This window comes from Rhizobium sp. AB2/73, assembly GCF_020871915.1.
Classification (GTDB): domain Bacteria; phylum Pseudomonadota; class Alphaproteobacteria; order Rhizobiales; family Rhizobiaceae; genus Rhizobium; species Rhizobium dioscoreae.
The window spans coordinates 990,351-1,012,603 of record NZ_CP067071.1; the positions used below are offsets into that span (position 1 = coordinate 990,351).

Consider the following 22,253-nt stretch of genomic DNA (forward strand, 5'->3'; position numbering starts at 1 on the left):
GTGAATAAACGCGGGTGAGATCATTGCGGAGATGTCTGCAATGTTTCGGTCGCAAAGCTGGTCTTGCGGGGACAAGATTCAGCAAAGCTTATTGTGAGCAAGCCGGTGCTATCAGGCGTTTCAGCCGCCCCGATGGCAACCCGGTTTGCGATCATGAAATTGTCTGCGGCCAAGTTGGGCTGGAGACGTGACATAGGACTGAGTGGACGATGGCTAAACTGAAGATTGACGGTAAAGAGATCGAAGTTCCGGATCACTACACGCTTATCCAGGCGTGCGAGGAAGCCGGCGCCGAAGTCCCGCGCTTCTGCTTCCATGAACGACTGTCGGTGGCCGGCAATTGCCGTATGTGCCTCGTCGAGGTGAAGGGTGGCCCGCCGAAGCCGCAGGCATCATGCGCCATGGGCGTTCGCGATATTCGGGGTGGCCCGAACGGCGAGCTTCCGGAAGTCTTCACCAACACGCCGATGGTCAAGAAGGCCCGCGAAGGCGTGATGGAATTCCTGCTGATCAACCACCCGCTGGATTGCCCGATCTGCGACCAGGGCGGCGAATGCGACCTGCAGGACCAGGCCATGGCTTTCGGTATCGACAGCTCGCGCTATCAGGAAGATAAGCGCGCTGTCGAAGACAAGTATATCGGCCCGCTCGTCAAGACCGTGATGAACCGCTGCATTCACTGCACGCGCTGCGTCCGCTTCACGACGGAAGTCGCCGGCATTTCCGAACTCGGCCTTATCGGCCGCGGCGAGGATGCCGAAATCACCACCTATCTCGAGCAGGCGATGACCTCGGAACTGCAGGGCAACGTCGTTGACCTTTGCCCGGTCGGCGCTTTGACCTCCAAGCCATTCGCCTTCACGGCTCGTCCGTGGGAACTGAACAAGACCGAATCGATCGACGTCATGGACGCCCTCGGCTCGGCGATCCGCGTCGATACCCGCGGCCGCGAAGTCATGCGCGTCCTGCCGAGGGTCAACGAGCAGATCAACGAAGAGTGGATCTCCGACAAGACCCGTTTCATCTGGGATGGCCTGAAGACGCAGCGCCTCGATAAGCCCTATGTCCGTAAGGACGGCCGCCTGCAGCCGGCGACCTGGAGCGACGCTTTCGCCGCCATCAAGTCGGCAGTTTCGGCCACCAGCGGTGATAAGATCGGCGCGGTCGCCGGCGATCTCGCCTCGGTCGAGGAAATGTACGCTCTCGGCGAGCTGCTGAAGTCGCTGGGATCGGAAAATCTCGACTGTCGCCAGGACGGGACGGCGCTTGATCCGTCGCTCGGCCGCGCAAGCTACATCTTCAACCCGAGCATCCAGGGCATCGAAGCCGCCGATGCGCTGCTGATCGTTGGCGCTAATCCGCGCTTCGAAGCGGCCGTCATGAATTCGCGCATCCGCAAGCGCTGGCGTCGCGGCAAATTCCCGATCGGCGTGATCGGTGAAGCTGCAGATCTTCGCTACTCCTATGATTATCTCGGCGCAGGCCCGGATACGCTGGCCGATCTCGTCAGCGGCTCGCACAGCTTCGCCGACGTCCTGAAGAACGCTCAGAAGCCGATGATCATCATCGGCCAGGGCGCTCTCACCCGTGAAGATGGTGCCGAGGTTCTGGCAAATGCCGCCAAACTCGCTGCCGCCGTTGGCGTCGTCAAGGAAGACTGGAACGGCTTTGCCGTGCTGCACACGGCAGCTGCGCGCGTTGGCGGCCTTGATCTCGGCTTCGTGCCAGGCGCAAAGGGCGTCAATGCCGCTGCCATGCTGTCGTCGATGGACGTCCTCTTCCTGCTGGGCGCCGATGAACTCGACTTCAGCCGCAAGGGTGCGAAGTTCACGGTCTATATCGGCTCGCACGGCGATAACGGCGCTCAGAACGCCGATGTCATCCTTCCGGCGGCCGCCTACACCGAAAAGTCGGGCACTTGGGTCAACACCGAAGGCCGTGTCCAGATGGGTAACCGTGCCGGTTTCGCACCGGGCGACGCCCGCGAGGACTGGGCGATCATCCGTGCTCTTTCCGACGTGCTCGGCAAGAAGCTTCCCTTTGATTCGCTGAGGGAATTGCGAGCCAAGCTCTATGCAGCCTTCCCGCATTTCGCCGGGATCGACGAGATTGCCGAAGGCGATAGCGCCCAAATTGCCGCACTTGCGAAAAAAGCCGGCACGATGGGCAAATCGGCATTTGCTTCGCCGATCAAAGACTTCTATTTGACGAACCCGATAACGCGCGCGTCGGCTGTCATGGCCGAGTGCTCGGCATTGGCCCGCAACAATTTCCGCGTTGCGGCAGAGTAAGGGCAGAGGACTATGGATTCATTCGTTTCGACCTATCTCTGGCCGGCACTGATCATGATCGGCCAGTCTCTGCTGCTCCTGGTCTGCCTGCTGATCTTCATCGCCTATATTCTGCTCGCCGACCGCAAGATCTGGGCAGCCGTCCAGTTGCGCCGCGGCCCGAACGTCGTCGGCCCCTTCGGTCTGTTCCAGTCCTTCGCTGACCTGCTGAAGTTCATGTTCAAGGAGCCGATCATTCCGGCCGGCGCCAACAAGACCGTGTTCCTGCTGGCTCCGCTGGTTTCCGTGGTGCTGGCGCTGTCGACCTGGGCCGTCGTGCCTGTCGCGCAGAACTGGGTCGTCGCCGATATCAACGTCGGCATTCTCTACATTCTGGCGATCTCGTCGCTGGAAGTTTACGGCATCATCATGGGCGGCTGGGCTTCGAACTCGAAGTATCCGTTCCTCGGCGCTCTGCGCTCGGCAGCGCAGATGGTGTCCTACGAAGTCTCGATCGGCCTCGTCATCGTCACCGTGCTGCTCTGCGTCGGTTCGCTGAACCTGACGGATATCGTGCTGTCGCAGCAGACCGGCCTCGGCACCAAGCTCGGCCTGCCGGCCTCGTTCCTCGACTGGCACTGGCTGTCGCTGTTCCCGATGTTCATCGTGTTCTTCATTTCGGCGCTCGCTGAAACGAACCGTCCGCCCTTCGACCTTCCGGAAGCGGAATCGGAGCTGGTTGCCGGCTTCATGGTCGAATACGGCTCTTCGCCCTACATGATGTTCATGCTTGGCGAATATGCCGCCGTCGTCCTGATGTGCTCGCTGACGACGATTCTCTTCCTCGGCGGCTGGCTGCCCCCGGTCGATATCTGGATCCTGAACTGGGTTCCGGGCATCATCTGGTTCCTGCTGAAGTCGTGCTTTGTGTTCTTCATGTTCGCGATGGTGAAGGCCTTCGTGCCGCGCTACCGCTACGATCAGCTCATGCGCCTTGGCTGGAAAGTTTTCCTGCCGCTGTCGCTCGCCATGGTCGTTATCGTTGCATTCGTGCTGAAGCTGACGGGATGGGCATGATGATGTCGATCCTCGCTTCAAGCAGATTTGGAGGTTGAAGATGGCCGGAATTTCCAACGCCGTCAGCTCGCTGTTCCTCAAGGAATTTGTCGGCGCATTCTTTTTGTCGATGCGTTACTTCTTCAAGCAGAAGGCAACGATCAACTACCCCTTCGAAAAGGGGCCGGTCAGCCCGCGCTTCCGTGGTGAACATGCGCTGCGCCGCTATCCCAACGGCGAAGAGCGTTGCATCGCCTGCAAGCTCTGCGAAGCCATCTGTCCTGCCCAGGCCATCACCATCGAGGCCGGGCCGCGCCGCAACGACGGCACCCGCCGCACGGTGCGTTACGACATCGACATGGTGAAGTGCATCTATTGCGGCTTCTGCCAGGAAGCTTGCCCCGTCGACGCCATCGTCGAAGGGCCGAACTTCGAATTCGCCACCGAGACCCGCGAAGAGCTCTACTTCGACAAGGCGCGGCTTTTGGACAATGGCGACCGCTGGGAACGCGAAATCGCGCGCAACATCGCGATCGATTCGCCGTACCGCTGAGCGGAGTTTTGAATATGTCGTGACAGGCGGTCGATTATCGCCGTCGCGGTTGAATCTAGACCGGGGCTTTGTCGGACCTGTCGTCCGGCCGAGCTCCATCGGGCAGGGAAACTCCCGGCTGCCCGGGGGAAGACGAAAAAGGCACCAACATGGGTCTGCAGGCTCTTTTTTTCTATATCTTCGCCTTTGTCGCTGTGGCGTCGGCGTTCATGGTCATCTCGGCGCGGAATCCGGTCCATTCGGTCCTGTTCCTGATCCTGGTTTTCTTCAACGCGGCCGGCCTCTTCCTCTTGATGGGGGCTGAATTCCTGGCGATGATCCTGCTGGTCGTTTATGTCGGCGCCGTGGCGGTTCTCTTCCTCTTCGTCGTCATGATGCTCGATATCGACTTCTCCGAGCTCAGGGCCGGCATTCTGGAATACGCACCGATCGGCGCGCTGATCGGCGTTATCCTGGCGGCCGAGCTGATCGTCGTCATCGGCGGCAGCGTCATCTCGCCGACCGTTGCCAAGACCGTCGCCATGCCGATCCCGGCTCTGACGCAGCGGACGAACACCGCCGCCCTCGGCGACGTGCTCTATACCAATTACGTTTATTTCTTCGAGATCGCTGGCCTCGTTCTGCTGGTCGCGATGATCGGCGCAATCGTGCTGACGCTGAAGCATCGCACGCACATCAAGCGCCAGAACATTTCCCAACAGGTCGCCCGCACGCCCGCGACCGCCGTCGAGGTGGTCAAGGTCAAGCCGGGGCAGGGCGTCTGAGGCGAGGCACGAGGATCAAAGGAACAAGAACATGGTCATCGGACTTTCCCATTACCTCACGGTCAGCGCCATCCTCTTCGTGCTCGGCGTCTTCGGTATCTTTCTGAACCGCAAGAACGTCATCATCATCCTGATGTCGGTCGAACTCATATTGCTCGCCGTCAACATCAACATGGTCGCCTTTTCGTCGTTCTTGAACGACATCGTCGGCCAGGTTTTCGCTCTATTCATTTTGACCGTCGCTGCGGCTGAAGCTGCAATCGGTCTTGCAATTCTCGTCGTCTTCTATCGTAACCGCGGCTCGATCGCGGTCGAAGACGTCAACGTGATGAAGGGCTGATAAAGCTATGTTCTTATATAAGGCTATCGTCTTTCTTCCCCTGATTGGTGCTGTTATCGCCGGCCTTTTCGGCCGCGCGATCGGCGCCAAGGCTTCGGAATATGTTACCACCGGCCTGATGATCATCGCGGCCGTGCTTTCGTGGATCGTCTTCTTCACGGTGGCGCTTGGCCATACGGATGGCCCGATCAAGGTTGAAGTCCTGCGCTGGATCCAGTCCGGCGGCATCGACGTTTCCTGGGCGCTGCGCGTCGACACATTGACCTCTGTGATGCTGATCGTCGTGAACTCGGTTTCGACCCTGGTTCACGTCTATTCGATCGGATACATGCATCACGATCCGCATCGTCCGCGCTTCTTCGCCTATCTCTCGCTCTTCACCTTCGCCATGCTGATGCTGGTGACCTCCGACAACCTCGCCCAGATGTTCTTCGGCTGGGAAGGCGTCGGTCTCGCCTCCTATCTGCTGATCGGCTTCTGGTTCAAGAAGCCGTCCGCTTCGGCCGCCGCGATGAAGGCCTTCATCGTCAACCGCGTTGGCGACTTCGGCTTTGTTCTCGGCATCGCAGGCGTCTTCGTCCTCTTCGGCTCGATCAATTTCGATGTGATCTTCGGCAATGCCCAGAGCTTCGCTTCCGGGCAGGGCGGCCAGCCGACCGATATCGTGCTCAATTTCCTCGGCATGCATCTCGATCGCGGCCACGCGCTGACGGCCGTCTGCCTGCTGCTCTTCATGGGCGCGATGGGTAAATCGGCGCAGTTCCTGCTGCACACCTGGCTGCCGGACGCCATGGAAGGCCCGACGCCGGTTTCCGCGCTCATCCATGCCGCAACCATGGTCACCGCCGGCGTCTTCCTCGTCGCCCGCATGTCGCCGATCTTCGAACTGTCGCAGGATGCGCTGACCTTCGTCACCATCATCGGCGCGATCACGGCCTTCTTCGCCGCGACCGTCGGCCTCGTGCAGAACGACATCAAGCGCGTCATCGCCTATTCGACCTGTTCGCAGCTCGGCTACATGTTCGTCGCCCTCGGCGTCGGCGCTTACGGTGCTGCGATCTTCCATCTCTTCACCCACGCCTTCTTCAAGGCTCTGCTCTTCCTCTGCGCCGGCTCGGTCATCCACGCCGTCGACGGCGAGCAGGACATGCGCCATATGGGTGGCCTGCGCCCACATATCCAGAAGACCTTCTGGATGATGATCATCGGCACGCTGGCGATCACCGGCGTCGGCATTCCGCTGACGCATATCGGTTTCGCCGGCTTCCTGTCGAAGGACGCGATCATCCTGGCGGCCTTCGCCTCGCACAACGCAGCCGCCGGCTTCGCCTTCACGCTGCTGGTCATCGCTGCGATGTTCACCAGCTTTTACTCCTGGCGCCTGATCTTCATGACCTTCTTCGGCAAGCCGCGCGCTTCGCATGAGGTCATGCACCACGTTCATGAATCGCCGAATGTCATGCTGATCCCGCTTTATCTGCTGGCGATCGGTGCTGTCGCCGCGGGCATGTATTTCAACGCCGATTTCGTCGGTCACGCCTACGAGGAATTCTGGAAGCATGCGCTGTTCACGCTGCCGGACAACAAGATCCTCGAGGAAATGGAACATGCGCCTGTCTGGGTTGAGCTCAGCCCCTTCATCGCCATGCTCCTCGGTCTCGTCACCGCCTGGTACTTCTACATCCGGTCGCCGGAAACGCCGCGCCGCCTCGCTCAGCAGCAGCACGTCCTCTACGAGTTCCTGCTGAACAAGTGGTACTTCGACGAACTCTATGACTTCCTCTTTGTCCGCTCCGCCAAGGCGCTTGGCCGCTTCCTCTGGAAGAAGGGCGATATCGGGGTCATCGACACCATCGGCCCGAACGGCATTGCCGCCCGCGTCGTCGATGTCACCAACCGCGTCGTGCGCCTGCAGACCGGCTACCTCTATCACTACGCCTTCGCGATGCTGCTCGGTATCGCGGCCCTCGTTACCTGGATGATGCTCGGGAGTTCCCTCTGATGACCGATTGGCCCATTCTTTCAACGGTCACCTTCCTGCCGCTGGTGGGCGTTCTCCTTCTGCTGTTCACGCAGGAGAACGGCGCCAACGGCCGCCGGAACGTCCTGAACATCTCGCTGGCGACGACCATCGTCACCTTCATCGTGTCGCTGTTCGTCTGGATCTGGTTCGACAACGCCAATCCTGGCTTCCAACTCGTCGAAAAGCATGAATGGCTGACGAGTGGCATCAGCTATCACATGGGCGTCGACGGCATTTCCATGCTGTTCGTCATCCTGTCGACCTTCCTGATGCCCTTCTGCGTGCTGGCAAGCTGGCTTTCGGTCGAAAAGCGCCTGAAGGACTACATGATCGCCTTCCTCGTCCTCGAGACGATGATGATCGGCGTGTTCGTGTCGCTTGACATCGTGCTGTTCTACGTCTTCTTCGAAGCCGGCCTCATTCCGATGTTCCTGATCATCGGCGTCTGGGGTGGCAAGGATCGCGTCTACGCCAGCTACAAGTTCTTCCTCTACACGCTGCTCGGCTCCGTGCTGATGCTGCTCGCCATCATGGCGATGTACTGGCAGGCTGGTACGACCGACATCCCGACGCTGCTCGCTTACAAGTTCCCGCCACAGCTGCAGACCTGGCTATGGCTCGCCTTCTTCGCCTCTTTCGCGGTGAAGATGCCGATGTGGCCGGTTCACACCTGGCTTCCGGATGCGCACGTTCAGGCGCCGACGGCAGGCTCGGTCATCCTGGCCGGCGTTCTCCTGAAGCTCGGCGGCTACGGCCTCATCCGCTTCTCGCTCGGCATGTTCCCGAACGCCTCGGAATATTTCGCGCCGCTCGTCTTTGCCCTTTCGGTCATCGCCATCATCTACACCTCGCTGGTGGCGATGATGCAGGACGACATCAAGAAGCTGATCGCCTATTCGTCGGTCGCCCACATGGGCTACGTGACGATGGGTATCTTCGCGGCCAACCAACAGGGCGTCCAGGGTGCGATCTTCCAGATGCTGTCGCACGGCATCGTCTCGGGCGCGCTCTTCCTCTGCGTCGGCGTGATCTACGACCGCACCCATACCCGCGAAATCGCGGCCTATGGCGGTCTGGTCAACAACATGCCGAAATATGCCGTCGCCATGATGGTCTTCACCATGGCCAATGTCGGTCTGCCCGGCACCTCCGGCTTCATCGGCGAATTCCTGACCCTGATCGGCGTCTTCCGCGCCAATACGTGGGTTGCGCTCTTTGCCGCGACCGGCGTGATCCTGTCGGCAGCTTACGCGCTCTGGCTCTACCGCCGCGTCATTTTCGGCGCGCTGGAAAAGGAAAACCTGAAGAAGCTTCTGGATCTGTCGCCGCGTGAACAGCTGATCCTCTATCCGCTGATCGCTTTGACGATCCTCTTCGGCGTCTATCCGGCTCCGATCTTCGATGCCACGGCGGCATCGGTGGATCTGCTGGTGAACAATTATACCGCTGCCCTGCACGCCGCGCAGAATGTTGCGCTGTCGATGAATTGATGACGGGACCTATTCGACATGACTGCTGACACAATTCTTGCAAGCCTGCATCTTTCCATTCCGGAGCTCATCCTCGCGGTCGGTGCGCTTGCGTTGCTCATGATCGGCGTCTTCTCGGGCGAGCGGTCTGGCCCCACGGTCACCGGTCTTGCCATCGCGGTCCTCGCGGTGGCAGGTCTCTGGATCATCTTCGTGCCGGGCGAGGGGCTTGCCTATGGCGGCGCCTATCTCGCCGATGGCTTCTCCCGCTTCATGAAGATCGTCGCGCTGGTCGGTTCGATCGTCGCCATGTTCCTCAGCATGGGCCAGGCGCGTGAGCAGCAGCTCGATCGCTTCGAGTTCCCGGTTCTGCTCGTGCTCGCGACCCTCGGCATCCTGCTGATGATCTCGGCGCATGACCTGATCTCACTCTACCTGTCGCTGGAACTGCAGTCGCTGGCCCTTTACGTCGTGGCCGCCATCAACCGCGACAGCATCAAGTCGACCGAAGCCGGCCTGAAGTACTTCGTGCTCGGCGCGCTGTCCTCCGGAATGCTGCTCTACGGCATGTCGCTGGTCTACGGCTTCACCGGCCACACGACCTTCGATGCGATCGCGACCGCACTCAGCGCCGAGACTCGTTCGCTGGGCCTCGTCTTCGGTCTGGTGTTCGTGCTTGCAGGCCTCGCCTTCAAGATCTCCGCCGTGCCGTTCCACATGTGGACGCCGGACGTTTACGAAGGTGCGCCGACGCCGGTTACCGCTTTCTTTGCGGCTGCCCCGAAGGTTGCCGCCATGGCGATCCTGACCCGCATCGTCGTCACCGCCTTCCATCCGGTGCTCGCCGACTGGCAGCAGATCATCGTGTTCATCTCGATCGCCTCGATGCTGCTCGGCTCCTTTGCGGCGATCGGTCAGCGCAATTTCAAGCGACTGATGGCCTATTCGTCGATCGGCCACATGGGCTATGCGCTTGTCGGCCTCGCCGCCGGCACCAAGACAGGCGTATCCGGCGTCATGCTCTATATGGTCATCTATATGGTCATGACGCTCGGCTCCTTCGCCATCATCATGGCGATGCGCCGCAAGGACGGCCGTCAGGTCGAAAACATCGATGATCTCGCCGGCCTTTCGACGACCAACCCCTTCATGGCGGTCGTTCTGACGGCGCTGATGTTCTCGCTGGCCGGTATTCCGCCGCTCGCAGGCTTCTTCGGAAAGTATTTCGTCTTCGTCGCCGCCATCCAGGCGCATCTCTATGCACTCGCCATCATCGGCGTTCTGGCCTCGGTCGTCGGCGCTTACTACTATCTGCGTGTTATCAAGGTGATGTGGTTCGATGAAGCCAAGGATGAATTCACGCGCACGGCCGGTTCGCTGCGCCTCGTCTTCGGTCTCTCCGGCCTGTTCGTCATCACCTATGTCTTCTTCGGCGGTGCAATCGGCGGAGCGGCCGATCTCGCTGCTGCGACACTGTTTTGATGGCGTCTGACATGAACAGCCGGAAGTCGCTCGCCGACTTCCGGCACGATGCCCTTCAGGAGACGTCCTCTACCAATAGCGTGTGCATCGAGCGTGCACGGGCTGGTGACCCCGGGAACCTTTGGGTGACCGCCGAGCGTCAGACGGGTGGACGCGGCCGCCGCGGTCGTCCATGGGTATCGGAAGCCGGCAATCTCTACGCATCTCTCCTTCTGATCGATCCTGCTCCGATGGACCGCCTCGGCTCGCTGCCGCTTGCGGTCGCGGTCGCCGTGCATCAGGCGGTGCGAGGCGTGCTGCCGCTGGCCGCGGAACCTGCAGAGATCAAATGGCCGAACGATATCCTGATCGGCCGCAAGAAGACCTGCGGCATTCTGATCGAAGGCGAGGCTTTGCCGGATGGGCGTTATGCACTGGTCATCGGCATCGGCGTCAACGTTGCAGTCATGCCTGACAATCCGATGTATCCGGTCACCTGCCTCAGGCAGCAGGGCTCGATGGTGTCGCCGGATGAGCTGTTTGCCCATCTTTACGCCGATATGGCCGAGGCGCTCGGTGTCTGGAACTGCGGCAAGGGTGTTCGCGAGATCACCGCGCGTTGGCGCGAATTTGCGTGCGGCATCGGGGAAAAGATCACGGTAAATTTGCCGGATCGCTCGATTTCGGGCCATTTCTCGGGAATCGATGATAATGGCTTGTTGATGCTCGAAACCGAGGACGGCAGGATCATGCCGATCGCGGCGGGCGACGTTTTCTTTAGATAATGGTTGGGGATCACATGGCGAAGCAAGACGAACTGGTGTTTCTGCCCCTCGGCGGCGTCGGCGAAATCGGCATGAATCTCGCGCTCTACGGCTACGGCCCGGCGGAACAGCGCCAGTGGATCATGGTCGATTGCGGCGTCACCTTCCCGGGGCCGGATCTGCCTGGCGTCGATCTCGTTCTGCCGGATATCCGTTTCCTTGCCAAGGAACGCAAGAACCTCAAGGGTATCATCATCACCCATGCCCATGAGGATCACTATGGCGCATTGAACGATCTCTGGCCGGGTCTGAATGTTCCGATCTATGCCTCTGCCTTCACCGCCGGCCTTCTTGAAGCCAAGCGCGATTACGAGAAGTCGATGGGCGAAATCCCGGTCACACTCTTCAAGGCTGGTGATCGCATCAATGTCGGCCCTTTCGAGATCGAGGGCGTGGCCGTCAATCACTCGATCCCGGAGCCGATGTCGCTGATGATCCGCACGCCGCTCGGTAATGTCGTCCATACGGGTGACTGGAAGATCGATCACGAACCCTCGCTTGGGCCGCTGACCGATGAGACCCGCTTCCGGCAGCTCGGTGACGAAGGCGTGCTGGCATTGATGTGCGATTCCACCAACGCCTTGCGCGATGGCGTTTCGCCTTCGGAAAAGGACGTCTCGGAAAGCCTGCGCAAGATCATCGAGGATGCAGAGGGCAGGGTAGCGATCACCACTTTCTCCTCGAATGTCGGCCGTATCCGCACCATTGCCGAGGCTGCCGAAGCCGCCGGCCGCGAAGTGCTGCTGCTCGGCAGCTCGCTGAAGCGCGTCGTCGATGTTGCTCGCGATATCGGCCTCATGGAAGGTATCAAGCCCTTCATCGCTGAAGACGAGTATGGCTATATCCCGCGCGACAAGGTCGTGGTCATCCTGACCGGCAGCCAGGGCGAGCCGCGCGCAGCGCTTGCCAAGCTCTCCCGGGATGAGATGCGCAATGTCGCACTGGCCGCTGGCGATATCGTCGTCTTTTCCTCGCGGGCCATTCCGGGCAATGAAAAGGCGATTCAGGACATCAAGAACGGCCTGATCGAGCAGGGGGTGCATGTGGTGACGGATGCCGAAGCGCTCGTGCACGTCTCCGGCCATCCCCGCCGCAACGAACTGCAGAAGATGTACGAGTGGACGCGCCCGAGGGTCGTTATCCCCGTGCATGGCGAGGCGACCCATTTGACCGCCCATAAGGAGCTGGCCGAACAGAGCGGCATTGCCACCGTGCCGCGGGTGCGCAACGGCGATGTCGTGCGCCTCGCGCCGGGTCCGGTCGAGGTCATCGGCGAGGCGCCGCATGGGCGCATCTTCAAGGACGGTATTCTGATCGGTGATTTCGACGAGATGGGCATCGGCGAGCGCAAGAAGCTCTCCTATGTCGGCCACGTCGCCGTCAATGTTGTGCTCGATGCCCGTTACGACATCGTCGGCGATCCCGATCTCGTACCGATCGGCCTGCCGGCCTATGACGACGAGGGCGAGGAGATGGAGGATACGCTCTTCGACGCCATTGTCAGTGCCATCGAGAGCATTCCGCGCGCGCGTCGCAAGGATCTGGACATGCTGCAGGAAGCCGTACGCCGCGCGGTGCGTGCCGCCGCCAATCAGGGCTGGGGCAAGAAGCCGGTCGTGACCGTATTCGTCACGCGCACTGGCGGCTGAGGTCTGAGCGGGGAGGAGAGGGTCATGTTGGGACGCATCAATCACATCGCGATCGCCGTTCCCGATATCGCCATGGCTTCCCGAGCCTATCGCGAGACGCTCGGCGCCACTGTATCCGCGCCACAATCCTTGCCGGAACACGGTGTAACCGTGGTTTTCGTCGAGCTGCCAAACAGCAAGGTGGAGCTGCTCGAGCCCCTGGGCGAAGCTTCGCCCATCGCCTCCTTCCTCGCCAAGAATCCGGATGGCGGCATGCACCATATCTGTTACGAAGTTGCGGATATCCTGGCGGCACGCGATCAGCTGGTTTCCAGCGGTGCACGCGTGCTTGGTAATGGCGAGCCGAAGATCGGCGCGCATGGCAAGCCTGTACTCTTCCTGCATCCGAAAGATTTCTTCGGCACGCTCATCGAGCTTGAGCAGGTGTGACATCAGAGCCGGATGATTTGTGGCGGAACTGGCCTAAAATCTGAATCTGCTTTAAGTGCGCTGATCGGCGCTTTGAAAGACAACTGCTTTGCCCCTATAAGCAGTTTGGAAGAGGAGGAGACGAGCAGGCTCGTCTCGAAGGGAGCACAATGGCACAGCAGATTGCCGCCGGTTTCGCCGTCTATTTCGTCATCTGGTGGATTACGCTTTTCGCCGTCCTGCCCTTTGGCCTGCGCACTCAGGCCGAGGATGAGCATGTCATCCTGGGTACGGTCGAAAGTGCGCCGACGAAATTTCGTGCTTGGCGCGTCGTGCTTGCTACAACACTGGTATCGGCCCTTATTTATGGCGCGTGGTATATCGCCTCGCGTTATTTCGGGCTGAGTATAGATTCCATTCCGCAGATCGTTCCAAGCTACAAGTGATCTGTGACAGCTGTAGATTAAAGGTGCCCGGAATGCGGGTGCTTTGCGATCGCCATCAATTCGTCACACGCTTGTCATGAGCGTGGAGCAAAGAATTTACAGTCTATGTATATTATTTCAGCAGAAGCACGAGCCGAGTGTTTCGGGTAAATCCGTGGACCGTCGAGGCTGCGCTGAGAAAGCAAAAAAAAACAAGGCTAAAAGCCTTGTTTTAAAGTATCGCGTGATCCTTATCCGTTACCGGGGCAGCGAACGAGCGCGCCTAAGATCTGATCCTCCCAAGACTTGACCGCGAAACGGCAAGAATTTAGCCTTCCTGCCTCTTTTGTGAGCTAAAATTAGCTCAAACATTGAGCTTTGTCATCCTTTTTTTTGCTTTTTTGCTACAGCCGCGCGGAATTTTTCTGTTGACGAATTTCCGCCGTAAATCCTTATAAACGTGCGCTTTTTCGAAACATCGAAAATGGGCTCTATCCCCTGTATTCTCAGGCTTTTGTCAAATTCTTCTATTGAAGAATGCGGGTTTCCTTCCTGCGCCGAAGCAGTTATGAACTGCCTCCAGTACATAATTTGCTAACGATTCCGCCGCCAGCGGAACGTCAAACCATCTGGAACAAGCGTCATGCGTCTGTCTCGTTACTTCATGCCCATCCTGAAGGAAAATCCCAAGGAGGCTGAAATCGTTTCCCATCGGCTCATGCTGCGCACCGGCATGATCCGGCAGCAGTCGCAGGGTATCTATTCGTGGCTGCCATTGGGCAAACGCGTGCTGGACAAGGTCAACAAGATCATCCGCGAAGAGCAGAACCGCTCCGGCGCCATCGAGCTGTCGATGCCGACGCTGCAGTCGGCTGAGCTCTGGCAGGAAAGCGGCCGTTATGACGCCTACGGCAAGGAGATGCTGCGCATCAAGGATCGGCAGGATCGGCCCATGCTCTATGGCCCGACCAATGAGGAAATGGTCACCGATATCTTCCGATCCTACATCAAGTCTTACAAGGACTTGCCGTTGAACCTCTATCATATCCAGCTGAAGTTCCGTGACGAAATTCGTCCGCGTTTCGGCACGATGCGCTCGCGCGAATTCATGATGAAGGATGCCTATTCTTTTGATCTGACGCAGGAAGGCGCAGTGCATTCTTATAACAAGATGTTCGCCGCCTATCTGCGCACCTTCAATCGTCTCGGCCTGAGAGCCATCCCGATGCGGGCAGATACCGGCCCGATCGGCGGCAATCTCAGCCACGAATTCATCATTCTCGCCGACACCGGCGAGTCGGAAGTTTTCTGCCACAAGGATTTCGTCAATTTCGACATTCCCGGCGAAGACACCAATTTTGATGATGTTGCTGGCCTGAAGGGGATTTTCGACAAGTGGACCTCGGTCTATGCCGCCACCTCGGAAATGCATGACGAAGCCGCCTTCAATGCCATTCCCGAAGGCGATCGCCTGTCGGCGCGCGGCATCGAGGTCGGCCACATCTTCTATTTCGGCACGAAATATTCCGAGCCTATGGGTGCGAAGGTCCAGGGTCCCGACGGCAAGGAACATGCTGTCCACATGGGATCTTACGGTATCGGCCCGACACGCCTTGTTCCCGCCATCATCGAAGCATCGCATGACGAGAACGGAATCATCTGGCCGGCTTCGGTCGCGCCTTTTGACGTCGTGGTGATCAACATGAAGGCTGGCGACCAGGCCTGTGATGACGCTTGCGAAACTGTCTACGCCGCGCTGTCGAAGGCCGGCAAGGACGTGCTGTACGACGATCGCGACGATCGCGCCGGAACAAAGTTCGCGACCGCCGATCTGATCGGCGTGCCCCTGCAGATCATCGTCGGACCGCGTTCGATCGCGAACGGCGAAGTGGAAGTGAAGGACCGCAAGACCGGCGCTCGCGAAACGATGACGGTCGAGGCAGCGATCAATCGGCTGGCAGGCTGATTGACGATACAAAGGATGAAAGGCGAATGGCGGTGAGCGCGGCAGTGGAACAGCAGGAAAATTCGTTCAAGGCCGGCCCATCGTCTCGCCCGTTTTCCGGTTTCGAACGGCTTGTGGCCTGGCGCTATCTGCGCTCCCGACGTAAGGAAGCCTCGATTTCGGTCATCGCCGGCTTCTCTCTGGTCGGCATCATGCTCGGCGTCGCGGCGCTGATCATCGTCATGGCCGTGATGAACGGTTTCCGTGCCGAACTCTTCAAACAGATACTTGGCTTCAACGGTCATGTCGTCGTTCAGCCGATTGATTCGCCGCTAAATGACTATGCCGATCTGGCCAAGAAGTTTTCTGCCGTTCCGGGTGTCACCATGGCCCTGCCGCTCGTCGAGGGCGAAACGCTCGCCTCCGGCCGCGGCGGCTCCGGCACTGGCGCGCTGGTGCGCGGCATCCGCCCGGAAGATCTGACCAAGCTCAAATCAGTCTCCGATCACATCGTGTCCGGCGACATGGTTGGTTTCGCCTCCGGACAGGGCGTTCTGGTCGGCAGCCGATTGGCCCGGCAATTGGGCCTGACGGTCGGCGATCAGATCACCCTTACGGCACCGGATGGCGATGTGACGCCTTTTGGTGTTAACCCGCGCGTCAAAGCCTATACGATCTCCGGCATCTTCGAGGTCGGCATGTCGGAGTATGATTCCTCCGTCGTCTTCATGCCGCTCGAAGAAGCGCAGGTCTTCTTCAATGCCCAAGGCATCGTCGAGAAGATAGAGCTCTTCATCACCAATCCCGATGACGTCGATCAGCTGCGGCCGAAGATCGAAGAGGCGGCCGGGCGGCAGATCTTCCTGACGGACTGGCGGCAAGTCAACGCTACCTTCTTCTCGGCCCTGCAGGTCGAGCGCAACACGATGTTCATGATCCTGACGCTGATCGTTCTGGTCGCCGCGCTGAATATCATCTCCGGCTTGATCATGCTGGTGAAGGACAAGGGCAGCGACATCGCCATCCTGCGCACCATGGGGGCGACATCGGGCGCGATCATGCGCATCTTCTTCATGACGGGCGCGGCGATTGGCGTCGTCGGAACGTTTGCGGGCGTCGTACTCGGGGTCCTGGTCTGCCTCAACATCGAATCCATCCGCCAGTTCTTCTCCTGGATTTCCGGCACCGTGATCTTCAATCCGGAGGTCTATTTCCTCAGCAAATTGCCGGCTGAGATGAACCTCGGCGAGACCATCTCCGTCATCGTGATGGCGCTCACTCTGTCCTTCCTTGCCACCATCTTTCCGGCTTGGCGCGCATCGCGGCTCGATCCGGTGCAAGCGCTGCGCTACGAATAAGGATATTCCATTTGATGAAACGCAACGTCGTTCTCCAGCTCTCTGGCGTGGAGCGTCACTACGGGCAGGGCGAGACGCGGCTGTCGATCCTGAAAGGCGCCGATTTCACTTTGCATAGCGGCGAGATCGTCGCGCTTGTTGCGCCGTCAGGGACCGGCAAGTCGACGCTGCTGCATGTGGCCGGGCTGCTTGAGCATCCGGATGGCGGCGAAGTGCTGGTCAATGGTCAGGCCTGCGAAGGCTTGTCCGACGATGGGCGGACGGCCGTGCGCCGCAGCGAAATCGGCTTCGTCTATCAGTTCCATCACCTGCTGCCCGAATTCTCAGCTCTCGAGAATATCATGATGCCGCAGCTTATTTCCGGGCTCTCGCGTAAAGATGCGAGCGAGCGTGCTTCTCAGCTTCTCGACTACATGCGCATCGGCCATCGCGCCGATCATCGCCCTGCCGAGCTCTCCGGCGGCGAGCAGCAGCGCGTCGCGATCGCTCGTGCCGTCGCCAATGCGCCGCTGGTGCTGCTGGCCGACGAGCCCACCGGCAACCTCGACCCGGCAACGGCGCATTACGTCTTCGATGCACTCGAGGCTCTGGTGCGTCAGTCGGGTCTTGCGGCGTTGATTGCCACCCACAATCACGAGCTCGCAGCCCGCATGGATCGCCGTGTCACGCTGAGTGAAGGCAAAGTGGTCGAGGTTTGATCGTTTCCGTCAGGGAACGATCAGGCCACCGCGATAATCCAGCTCATAGGCCTTGTGCTCATTCACCATGATGGCTTCGTGCCCGATAAAGTGGTCGCACGATCCGGTGCTGCGGTCGATATAGCGGCCATAGACATGTTCGAATTCGAAGCCGCCTAGAAAACGTTTTTCATGCTGATAGAGGCGCAGAAGTGCCGCCTTAATAACCATGCCGGCTCGCGTTCCGTCGATCAGATCGGGCTCGACGATATGGCCGAAATAATTCATGGCCCATACAGGCTGGTCATCATGCCAGACGAGTTCCTGTCCCGCGAAATCCGTGCCGCCGAAATAGCTGTCGAGATAGCGCCAGCGGCCGCTCGCATAACCGATGTCATGCGAGCCGTTTCGGCAGGACGGCAGCCTCTCGCCGTCGCCAACATAGGTCTCGGCTTTGGCGGCGACAATAAAATCGTTCAGCTCGGCAAGATCCGGCATGACCCTCTCCAATTTTGGTGAGCTGCCAAGATGCCATTCAGCGTGGCTTTTGTAAAGAACAAAAAGAGAACATGCGCTGCTATTTGCCGTTTCCACAGGCTTTCTGACCGATATCATCTTGCCAGTCCCGGATGCTCACCGTCTTGGCATCGGCCTTCAGCATCTTGCCGTCCTTCGTCACCTTGCCGGTCAGAACGTTGTAATCGCAGCTATAGCTGTTGTTGGGTTCAAGGTTGTCACGAAAATCGTAGCTATAGCCGGCAACCAAAAATGCGTTGTTGCGGTAAGCGAGCGTCAGCGTCTGGTGCCAGCGGTCGCGCCCGATAGCATCGTTCTGCGAGGTGATCGCGATTGAACCGTTCGGCAGTCCGGCGATCGAGGGTTCCTGGCCGTAGATGCCACCGGGCTCTGCGCGACCCCATACCTTATCAGGAGCGGCGGCGGCCAGCTTCAGTAGCTCATGTTCCTTGTCGCGGAGATAGATATAGATTCCGATCTCATAATCGGCCTGGCCGTTCGGCGGCATCGTCACCAGCAATGCAAGGTCCGGCTTGCCGTCCTTGTTCCAATCGCCGATCGCCGCGTCGATGATGCGGTCTGAAGCGATGGTCTCTTCGGCGCGAGCCGCAGTTGCAGTCAAAAGAAGAATGAGAGCGCAGCCAAGGGACTTCATCGTAATCTCCCGGGTTTGCCTCTGCATAGCGCGAGGCCGCCTCGGCGTCCATTACAGGCTGAAAAGTCGTCTGATGAAATTTCTTGATGCATCTATTGACTCTCGAACAAAAATGGAACAAAAAAGAAACATAACGAGTAAGGAGCGCCTAAATGACCGACATTATTCGAGACGTTGCAGCATTCACTTCCATCGTCATGTTCGTTGCCAGCTTTTCCCTTATCATGATGGCGATGTAAATTTTGTCCCCCATTTGCACATGCTGTTCCCATATTTGATGGGAGCAACTTCTGGACTTTACGGTCCGCAATGCCGAAAATGCTGCTGATTCATTCAGGCGTGCGGAAGGGTATGAAATGGCGGATGCAGGTGGCAGCGGCGCGGCAGCGCCGGTCGGCGAAATGCCGGAATTCGTGCACCTCAGGGTTCATTCCGCCTATTCTCTGCTAGAGGGCGCATTGCCGCTCAAGAAGATATTGGCCAAGGCTGCCGGGGACAGTCAGCCGGCCATTGCCATCACCGATACCAACAATCTGTTCGTTGCCCTGGAGTTCTCGCAGAAAGCGATGGACGAGGGGCTGCAGCCAATCATCGGCTGTCAGGTATCGATCGATATGGAAGACGGCGGCGAGGGCGAGAGGCGCGGGCCGCAGCAGGCTTTGGCGAAGCTGCCATCCATCGTGCTGCTTGCCGCCACCGAGCAGGGCTACGAGCGCCTCGTCGATCTCGTCAGCCGCGCCTATCTCGGCGGCGAGGGCAACCATGCCGTTCACATTGCAGCCTCATGGCTGGACGAGATCGGCACGGAAGGGTTGATCGCGCTCACCGGTTCGCTGACCGGCCCGGTTGACATGGCGTTGAAGGAAGGCCATGCGCCGCAGGCGCTTTCCCGTCTGCTGGCCCTGAAACGCCTGTTCGGCGACAGGTTATATGTCGAATTGCAGCGTCATGGCACCTATGATCGTCGCCACGAGCAGAAAATGATCGCGATGGCTTACGAGCATGAGATTCCGCTCGTCGCCACCAACGAAGCTTTTTTCCCGACGCGGGACGATTATGATGCGCATGACGCTTTGATGGCGGTGGCCCACAATGCCATTGTCTCGGACGATACGCGGTTCCGCCTGACGCCGGATCATTATCTCAAGAGCCGTGCCGACATGGCGAAACTCTTCGCCAATCTGCCCGAAGCGCTGGAGAATACGGTCGAGATCGCCCGCCGCTGCTCCTTCATCCTGAAGACCCGCAAGCCGATCCTGCCGCGCTTCACCGGCGCCACGGATGATGCGGAGGAGGCGGAACGCGCCGAGGCCGCCGAGCTGCGCGCTCAGGCGATCGAGGGTCTCGACCTGCGTCTCGCCTCGCTCGGCATGGCGCCGGGCTATGCGGAAAAGGATTATCGCGAGCGGCTGGAATTCGAACTCAGCGTTATCGAGCGCATGAAGTTTCCCGGCTACTTCTTGATCGTCGCGGACTTCATCAAGTGGGCCAAGCGTCACGATATCCCTGTCGGCCCGGGCCGCGGTTCCGGTGCGGGTTCGTTGGTTGCCTATGCTCTGACCATCACCGACGTCGATCCGCTGCGCTTTTCGCTGCTGTTCGAGCGCTTCCTCAACCCGGAACGCGTCTCGATGCCGGACTTCGATATCGATTTCTGCCAGGACCGGCGCGAAGAGGTGATCCGTTACGTGCAGGCCAAATACGGCCGCGAGCAGGTGGCGCAGATCATCACCTTCGGTTCGCTGCAAGCGCGCGCAGCCTTGCGCGACGTCGGTCGCGTGCTCGAAATGCCCTATGGCCAGGTCGACAAGATCTGCAAGCTGGTACCGAACAATCCCGCCAATCCGACCCCGCTCAGCAAGGCGATCGAGGAGGAGCCGCGCCTGCAGGAGGAGGCGGACAAGGAGCCGGTCGTCGCTCGTCTGCTCGACATCGCCCAGAAGATCGAAGGCCTCTATCGTCACGCCTCGACCCATGCCGCCGGTATCGTCATCGGCGACCGTCCGCTGTCGAAGCTCGTGCCGATGTATCGCGACCCGCGCTCCGACATGCCGGTCACCCAGTTCAACATGAAATGGGTGGAGCAGGCCGGTCTGGTGAAGTTCGACTTCCTCGGCTTGAAGACGCTGACTGTCCTCAAGACGGCCGTCGATTTCGTTGCCAAGCGCGGCATCTCTATCGATCTTGCCAGCATACCGCTCGACGACAAACCGAGCTATGAGATGCTCTCGCGCGGCGAGACGGTCGGCGTGTTCCAGGTGGAAAGTGCGGGCATGCGCAAGGCGCTGATCGGCATGCGTCCCGACTGCATCGAGGATATCATCGCGCTCGTAGCGCTCTATCGTCCCGGCCCGATGGAGAACATCCCGGTCTATAATGCCCGCAAGCACGGCGAGGAAGAGATCGAATCGATCCACCCGAAGATCGACTATCTTCTTAAGGAAACCCAGGGCGTTATCGTCTATCAGGAACAGGTGATGCAGGTCGCCCAGGTGCTTTCCGGCTATTCGCTCGGCGAAGCGGATCTTCTGCGCCGCGCCATGGGTAAGAAGATCAAGGCGGAGATGGACCAGCAGCGCGAGCGCTTTGTCGACGGAGCCATCAAGAACGGCGTTTCGAAGGGTCAGGCCGACGTCATCTTCGATCTGCTCGCGAAATTCGCCAATTACGGCTTCAACAAGTCGCATGCCGCCGCCTACGCCATCGTCTCCTACCAGACCGCCTATATGAAGGCGCATTATCCGGTGGAGTTCCTGGCAGCGTCGATGACGCTCGATATGTCCAACACCGAAAAGGTCAACGACTTCCGTCAGGATGCCAAGCGGCTGGGCATCGAGGTCATCGCGCCCTCCGTGCAGACCTCGTTCCGCCATTTCGAGACGGGTGATAACCGCATCTATTATGCTCTGGCGGCCATCAAGGGCGTCGGTGAATCCGCCGTCGACCATATCGTCGAGGTGCGCGGCGACAAACCCTTTGCTGGCATCGAAGATTTCTGCCTGCGCATCGATCCCAAGCAGATCAACCGCCGCGTTCTGGAAAGCCTGATCTGCGCCGGCGCTTTCGATTGCTTCGAAATCGACCGCGCCCAGCTGATCGCCGGCCTCGACCGCATCATGGGCTATGCCCAGGTGGCGCAGGAAAACAAGCGCAGCGGCCAGCACGACATGTTCGGAAGTGCCGCCTCCGGTCCGGAAAAGATCGTGTTTCCGCCCTATACGCCATGGCTCGCCTCGGAGCGTTTGCTGCGCGAATTCCAGGTGCTCGGTTTCTATCTGACGGCACATCCGCTCGATACTTATAAGAGCGTGCTCGACAAGATGCGGGTGCAGCCGTTTGCCGAGTTCTCCGCCGCCGTAAAGCAGGGCGCCAGCAACGGCCGTCTCGCCGGCACGGTGATCTCCAAGCAGGAGCGCAAGACACGCACCGGCAACAAGATGGGCATCTTCGTCTTCTCTGATGCCTCGGGCCAGTTCGAAGCAGTGCTTTTCTCGGAGACGCTCAACCAGTATCGTGACGTGCTCGAAGTCGGCAAATCCTTCGTCATTACCGCCCAGGCGGATGAGCGCCCGGAAGGCATCAGCCTGCGCCTGCAGACGGCGCAGTCGTTGGAGGAGAAGTCGTTGCAGATGCAGAAGGCACTGCGCGTCTATGTCCGCGATTCCGGCCCGCTGAAAGCCGTTGCCGCGCATCTGAACGCGAAGGGCGATGGCCTGGTTTCCTTCATCGTCATCAAGGAGGAAGGAATGCGCGAGGTCGAGGTGGCACTGCCGGAGAAATATCGCATCACGCCCGAAATCGCTGCTGCCTTGCGCACGGCACCCGGCGTGATCGACGTGGAGCTGGTCTGAAGCAACTCC

18 protein-coding genes are annotated in these 22,253 nt (G+C 59.5%); 16 read left to right on the forward strand and 2 right to left on the reverse strand.

Annotation, left to right across the window (positions count from 1 at the left end):
* The first annotated feature begins 209 nt into the window (after nucleotides 1-209).
* From nuoG to I8E17_RS05040, 15 genes are all read left to right on the forward strand, one after another.
* The gene (gene nuoG, locus I8E17_RS04970) at nucleotides 210-2,291 is read left to right on the forward strand and encodes an NADH-quinone oxidoreductase subunit NuoG (RefSeq protein ID WP_069614972.1); all 2,082 of its coding nucleotides are present in this window, start codon (nucleotides 210-212) and stop codon (nucleotides 2,289-2,291) included.
* Nucleotides 2,292-2,303: 12 nt separating this feature from the next.
* Nucleotides 2,304-3,347 (forward strand): NADH-quinone oxidoreductase subunit NuoH, encoded by a 1,044-nt coding sequence (nuoH, locus tag I8E17_RS04975; protein ID WP_047627053.1) that lies wholly within the window; start codon nucleotides 2,304-2,306, stop codon nucleotides 3,345-3,347.
* A gap of 40 nt (nucleotides 3,348-3,387) precedes the next feature.
* A complete protein-coding gene (gene nuoI / locus I8E17_RS04980) occupies nucleotides 3,388-3,879 on the forward strand; it encodes an NADH-quinone oxidoreductase subunit NuoI (RefSeq protein ID WP_069614971.1) in 492 nt (163 codons plus the stop codon).
* Nucleotides 3,880-4,028: 149 nt separating this feature from the next.
* The gene (locus I8E17_RS04985; protein WP_069614970.1) at nucleotides 4,029-4,643 is read left to right on the forward strand and encodes an NADH-quinone oxidoreductase subunit J; all 615 of its coding nucleotides are present in this window, start codon (nucleotides 4,029-4,031) and stop codon (nucleotides 4,641-4,643) included.
* Between the two features lie 31 nt (nucleotides 4,644-4,674).
* Complete coding sequence (nuoK, locus tag I8E17_RS04990; RefSeq protein WP_007689961.1) at nucleotides 4,675-4,983, forward strand: NADH-quinone oxidoreductase subunit NuoK; 309 nt, start codon at nucleotides 4,675-4,677, stop codon at nucleotides 4,981-4,983.
* Between the two features lie 7 nt (nucleotides 4,984-4,990).
* A complete protein-coding gene (nuoL, locus tag I8E17_RS04995; RefSeq protein WP_069614969.1) occupies nucleotides 4,991-6,985 on the forward strand; it encodes an NADH-quinone oxidoreductase subunit L in 1,995 nt (664 codons plus the stop codon).
* The gene (locus tag I8E17_RS05000; protein WP_069614968.1) at nucleotides 6,985-8,496 is read left to right on the forward strand and encodes an NADH-quinone oxidoreductase subunit M; all 1,512 of its coding nucleotides are present in this window, start codon (nucleotides 6,985-6,987) and stop codon (nucleotides 8,494-8,496) included. The genes nuoL and I8E17_RS05000 overlap by 1 nt, the downstream gene beginning before the upstream one ends.
* A gap of 18 nt (nucleotides 8,497-8,514) precedes the next feature.
* Entirely contained in the window at nucleotides 8,515-9,957 is a 1,443-nt protein-coding gene (nuoN, locus tag I8E17_RS05005) for an NADH-quinone oxidoreductase subunit NuoN (protein ID WP_069614967.1), read from the forward strand.
* Entirely contained in the window at nucleotides 9,957-10,721 is a 765-nt protein-coding gene (locus I8E17_RS05010; RefSeq protein WP_069614966.1) for a biotin--[acetyl-CoA-carboxylase] ligase, read from the forward strand. The genes nuoN and I8E17_RS05010 overlap by 1 nt, the downstream gene beginning before the upstream one ends.
* Nucleotides 10,722-10,735: 14 nt before the next feature.
* Nucleotides 10,736-12,409: a ribonuclease J gene (locus tag I8E17_RS05015; RefSeq protein ID WP_069614965.1), complete on the forward strand. Its 1,674-nt coding sequence runs from the start codon at nucleotides 10,736-10,738 to the stop codon at nucleotides 12,407-12,409.
* 24 nt (nucleotides 12,410-12,433) lie between these two features.
* Nucleotides 12,434-12,838, forward strand: a complete 405-nt coding sequence (gene mce / locus I8E17_RS05020) for a methylmalonyl-CoA epimerase (RefSeq protein WP_069614964.1) — start codon at nucleotides 12,434-12,436, stop codon at nucleotides 12,836-12,838.
* A 149-nt stretch (nucleotides 12,839-12,987) separates the two neighbouring features.
* On the forward strand, nucleotides 12,988-13,263 hold the full coding sequence (locus tag I8E17_RS05025; RefSeq protein ID WP_069614963.1) for a DUF1467 family protein: 276 nt from the start codon (nucleotides 12,988-12,990) through the stop codon (nucleotides 13,261-13,263).
* 622 nt (nucleotides 13,264-13,885) lie between these two features.
* Nucleotides 13,886-15,208, forward strand: coding sequence for a proline--tRNA ligase (gene proS / locus I8E17_RS05030; protein ID WP_069614962.1), 1,323 nt, complete (start codon nucleotides 13,886-13,888; stop codon nucleotides 15,206-15,208).
* Between the two features lie 26 nt (nucleotides 15,209-15,234).
* Nucleotides 15,235-16,545 carry a lipoprotein-releasing ABC transporter permease subunit gene (locus I8E17_RS05035; protein WP_069614961.1) on the forward strand — a complete coding sequence of 437 codons (1,311 nt, stop codon included), beginning with the start codon at nucleotides 15,235-15,237 and terminating at the stop codon, nucleotides 16,543-16,545.
* 14 nt (nucleotides 16,546-16,559) lie between these two features.
* Nucleotides 16,560-17,243 (forward strand): ABC transporter ATP-binding protein, encoded by a 684-nt coding sequence (locus tag I8E17_RS05040; protein ID WP_069614960.1) that lies wholly within the window; start codon nucleotides 16,560-16,562, stop codon nucleotides 17,241-17,243.
* A gap of 9 nt (nucleotides 17,244-17,252) precedes the next feature.
* Here the strand turns inward: I8E17_RS05040 and I8E17_RS05045 are convergent, their stop codons facing one another.
* Both I8E17_RS05045 and I8E17_RS05050 read right to left on the reverse strand, forming a co-directional pair.
* Nucleotides 17,253-17,720, reverse strand: a complete 468-nt coding sequence (locus I8E17_RS05045; RefSeq protein WP_069614959.1) for a DUF5680 domain-containing protein — start codon at nucleotides 17,718-17,720, stop codon at nucleotides 17,253-17,255.
* Nucleotides 17,721-17,799: 79 nt separating this feature from the next.
* Entirely contained in the window at nucleotides 17,800-18,393 is a 594-nt protein-coding gene (locus I8E17_RS05050; RefSeq protein WP_069614958.1) for a hypothetical protein, read from the reverse strand.
* A gap of 356 nt (nucleotides 18,394-18,749) precedes the next feature.
* Between I8E17_RS05050 and dnaE the strand changes: the two genes are divergently transcribed.
* Nucleotides 18,750-22,244, forward strand: a complete 3,495-nt coding sequence (gene dnaE, locus I8E17_RS05055; protein WP_069614957.1) for a DNA polymerase III subunit alpha — start codon at nucleotides 18,750-18,752, stop codon at nucleotides 22,242-22,244.
* The last annotated feature ends 9 nt before the right edge of the window (nucleotides 22,245-22,253 follow it).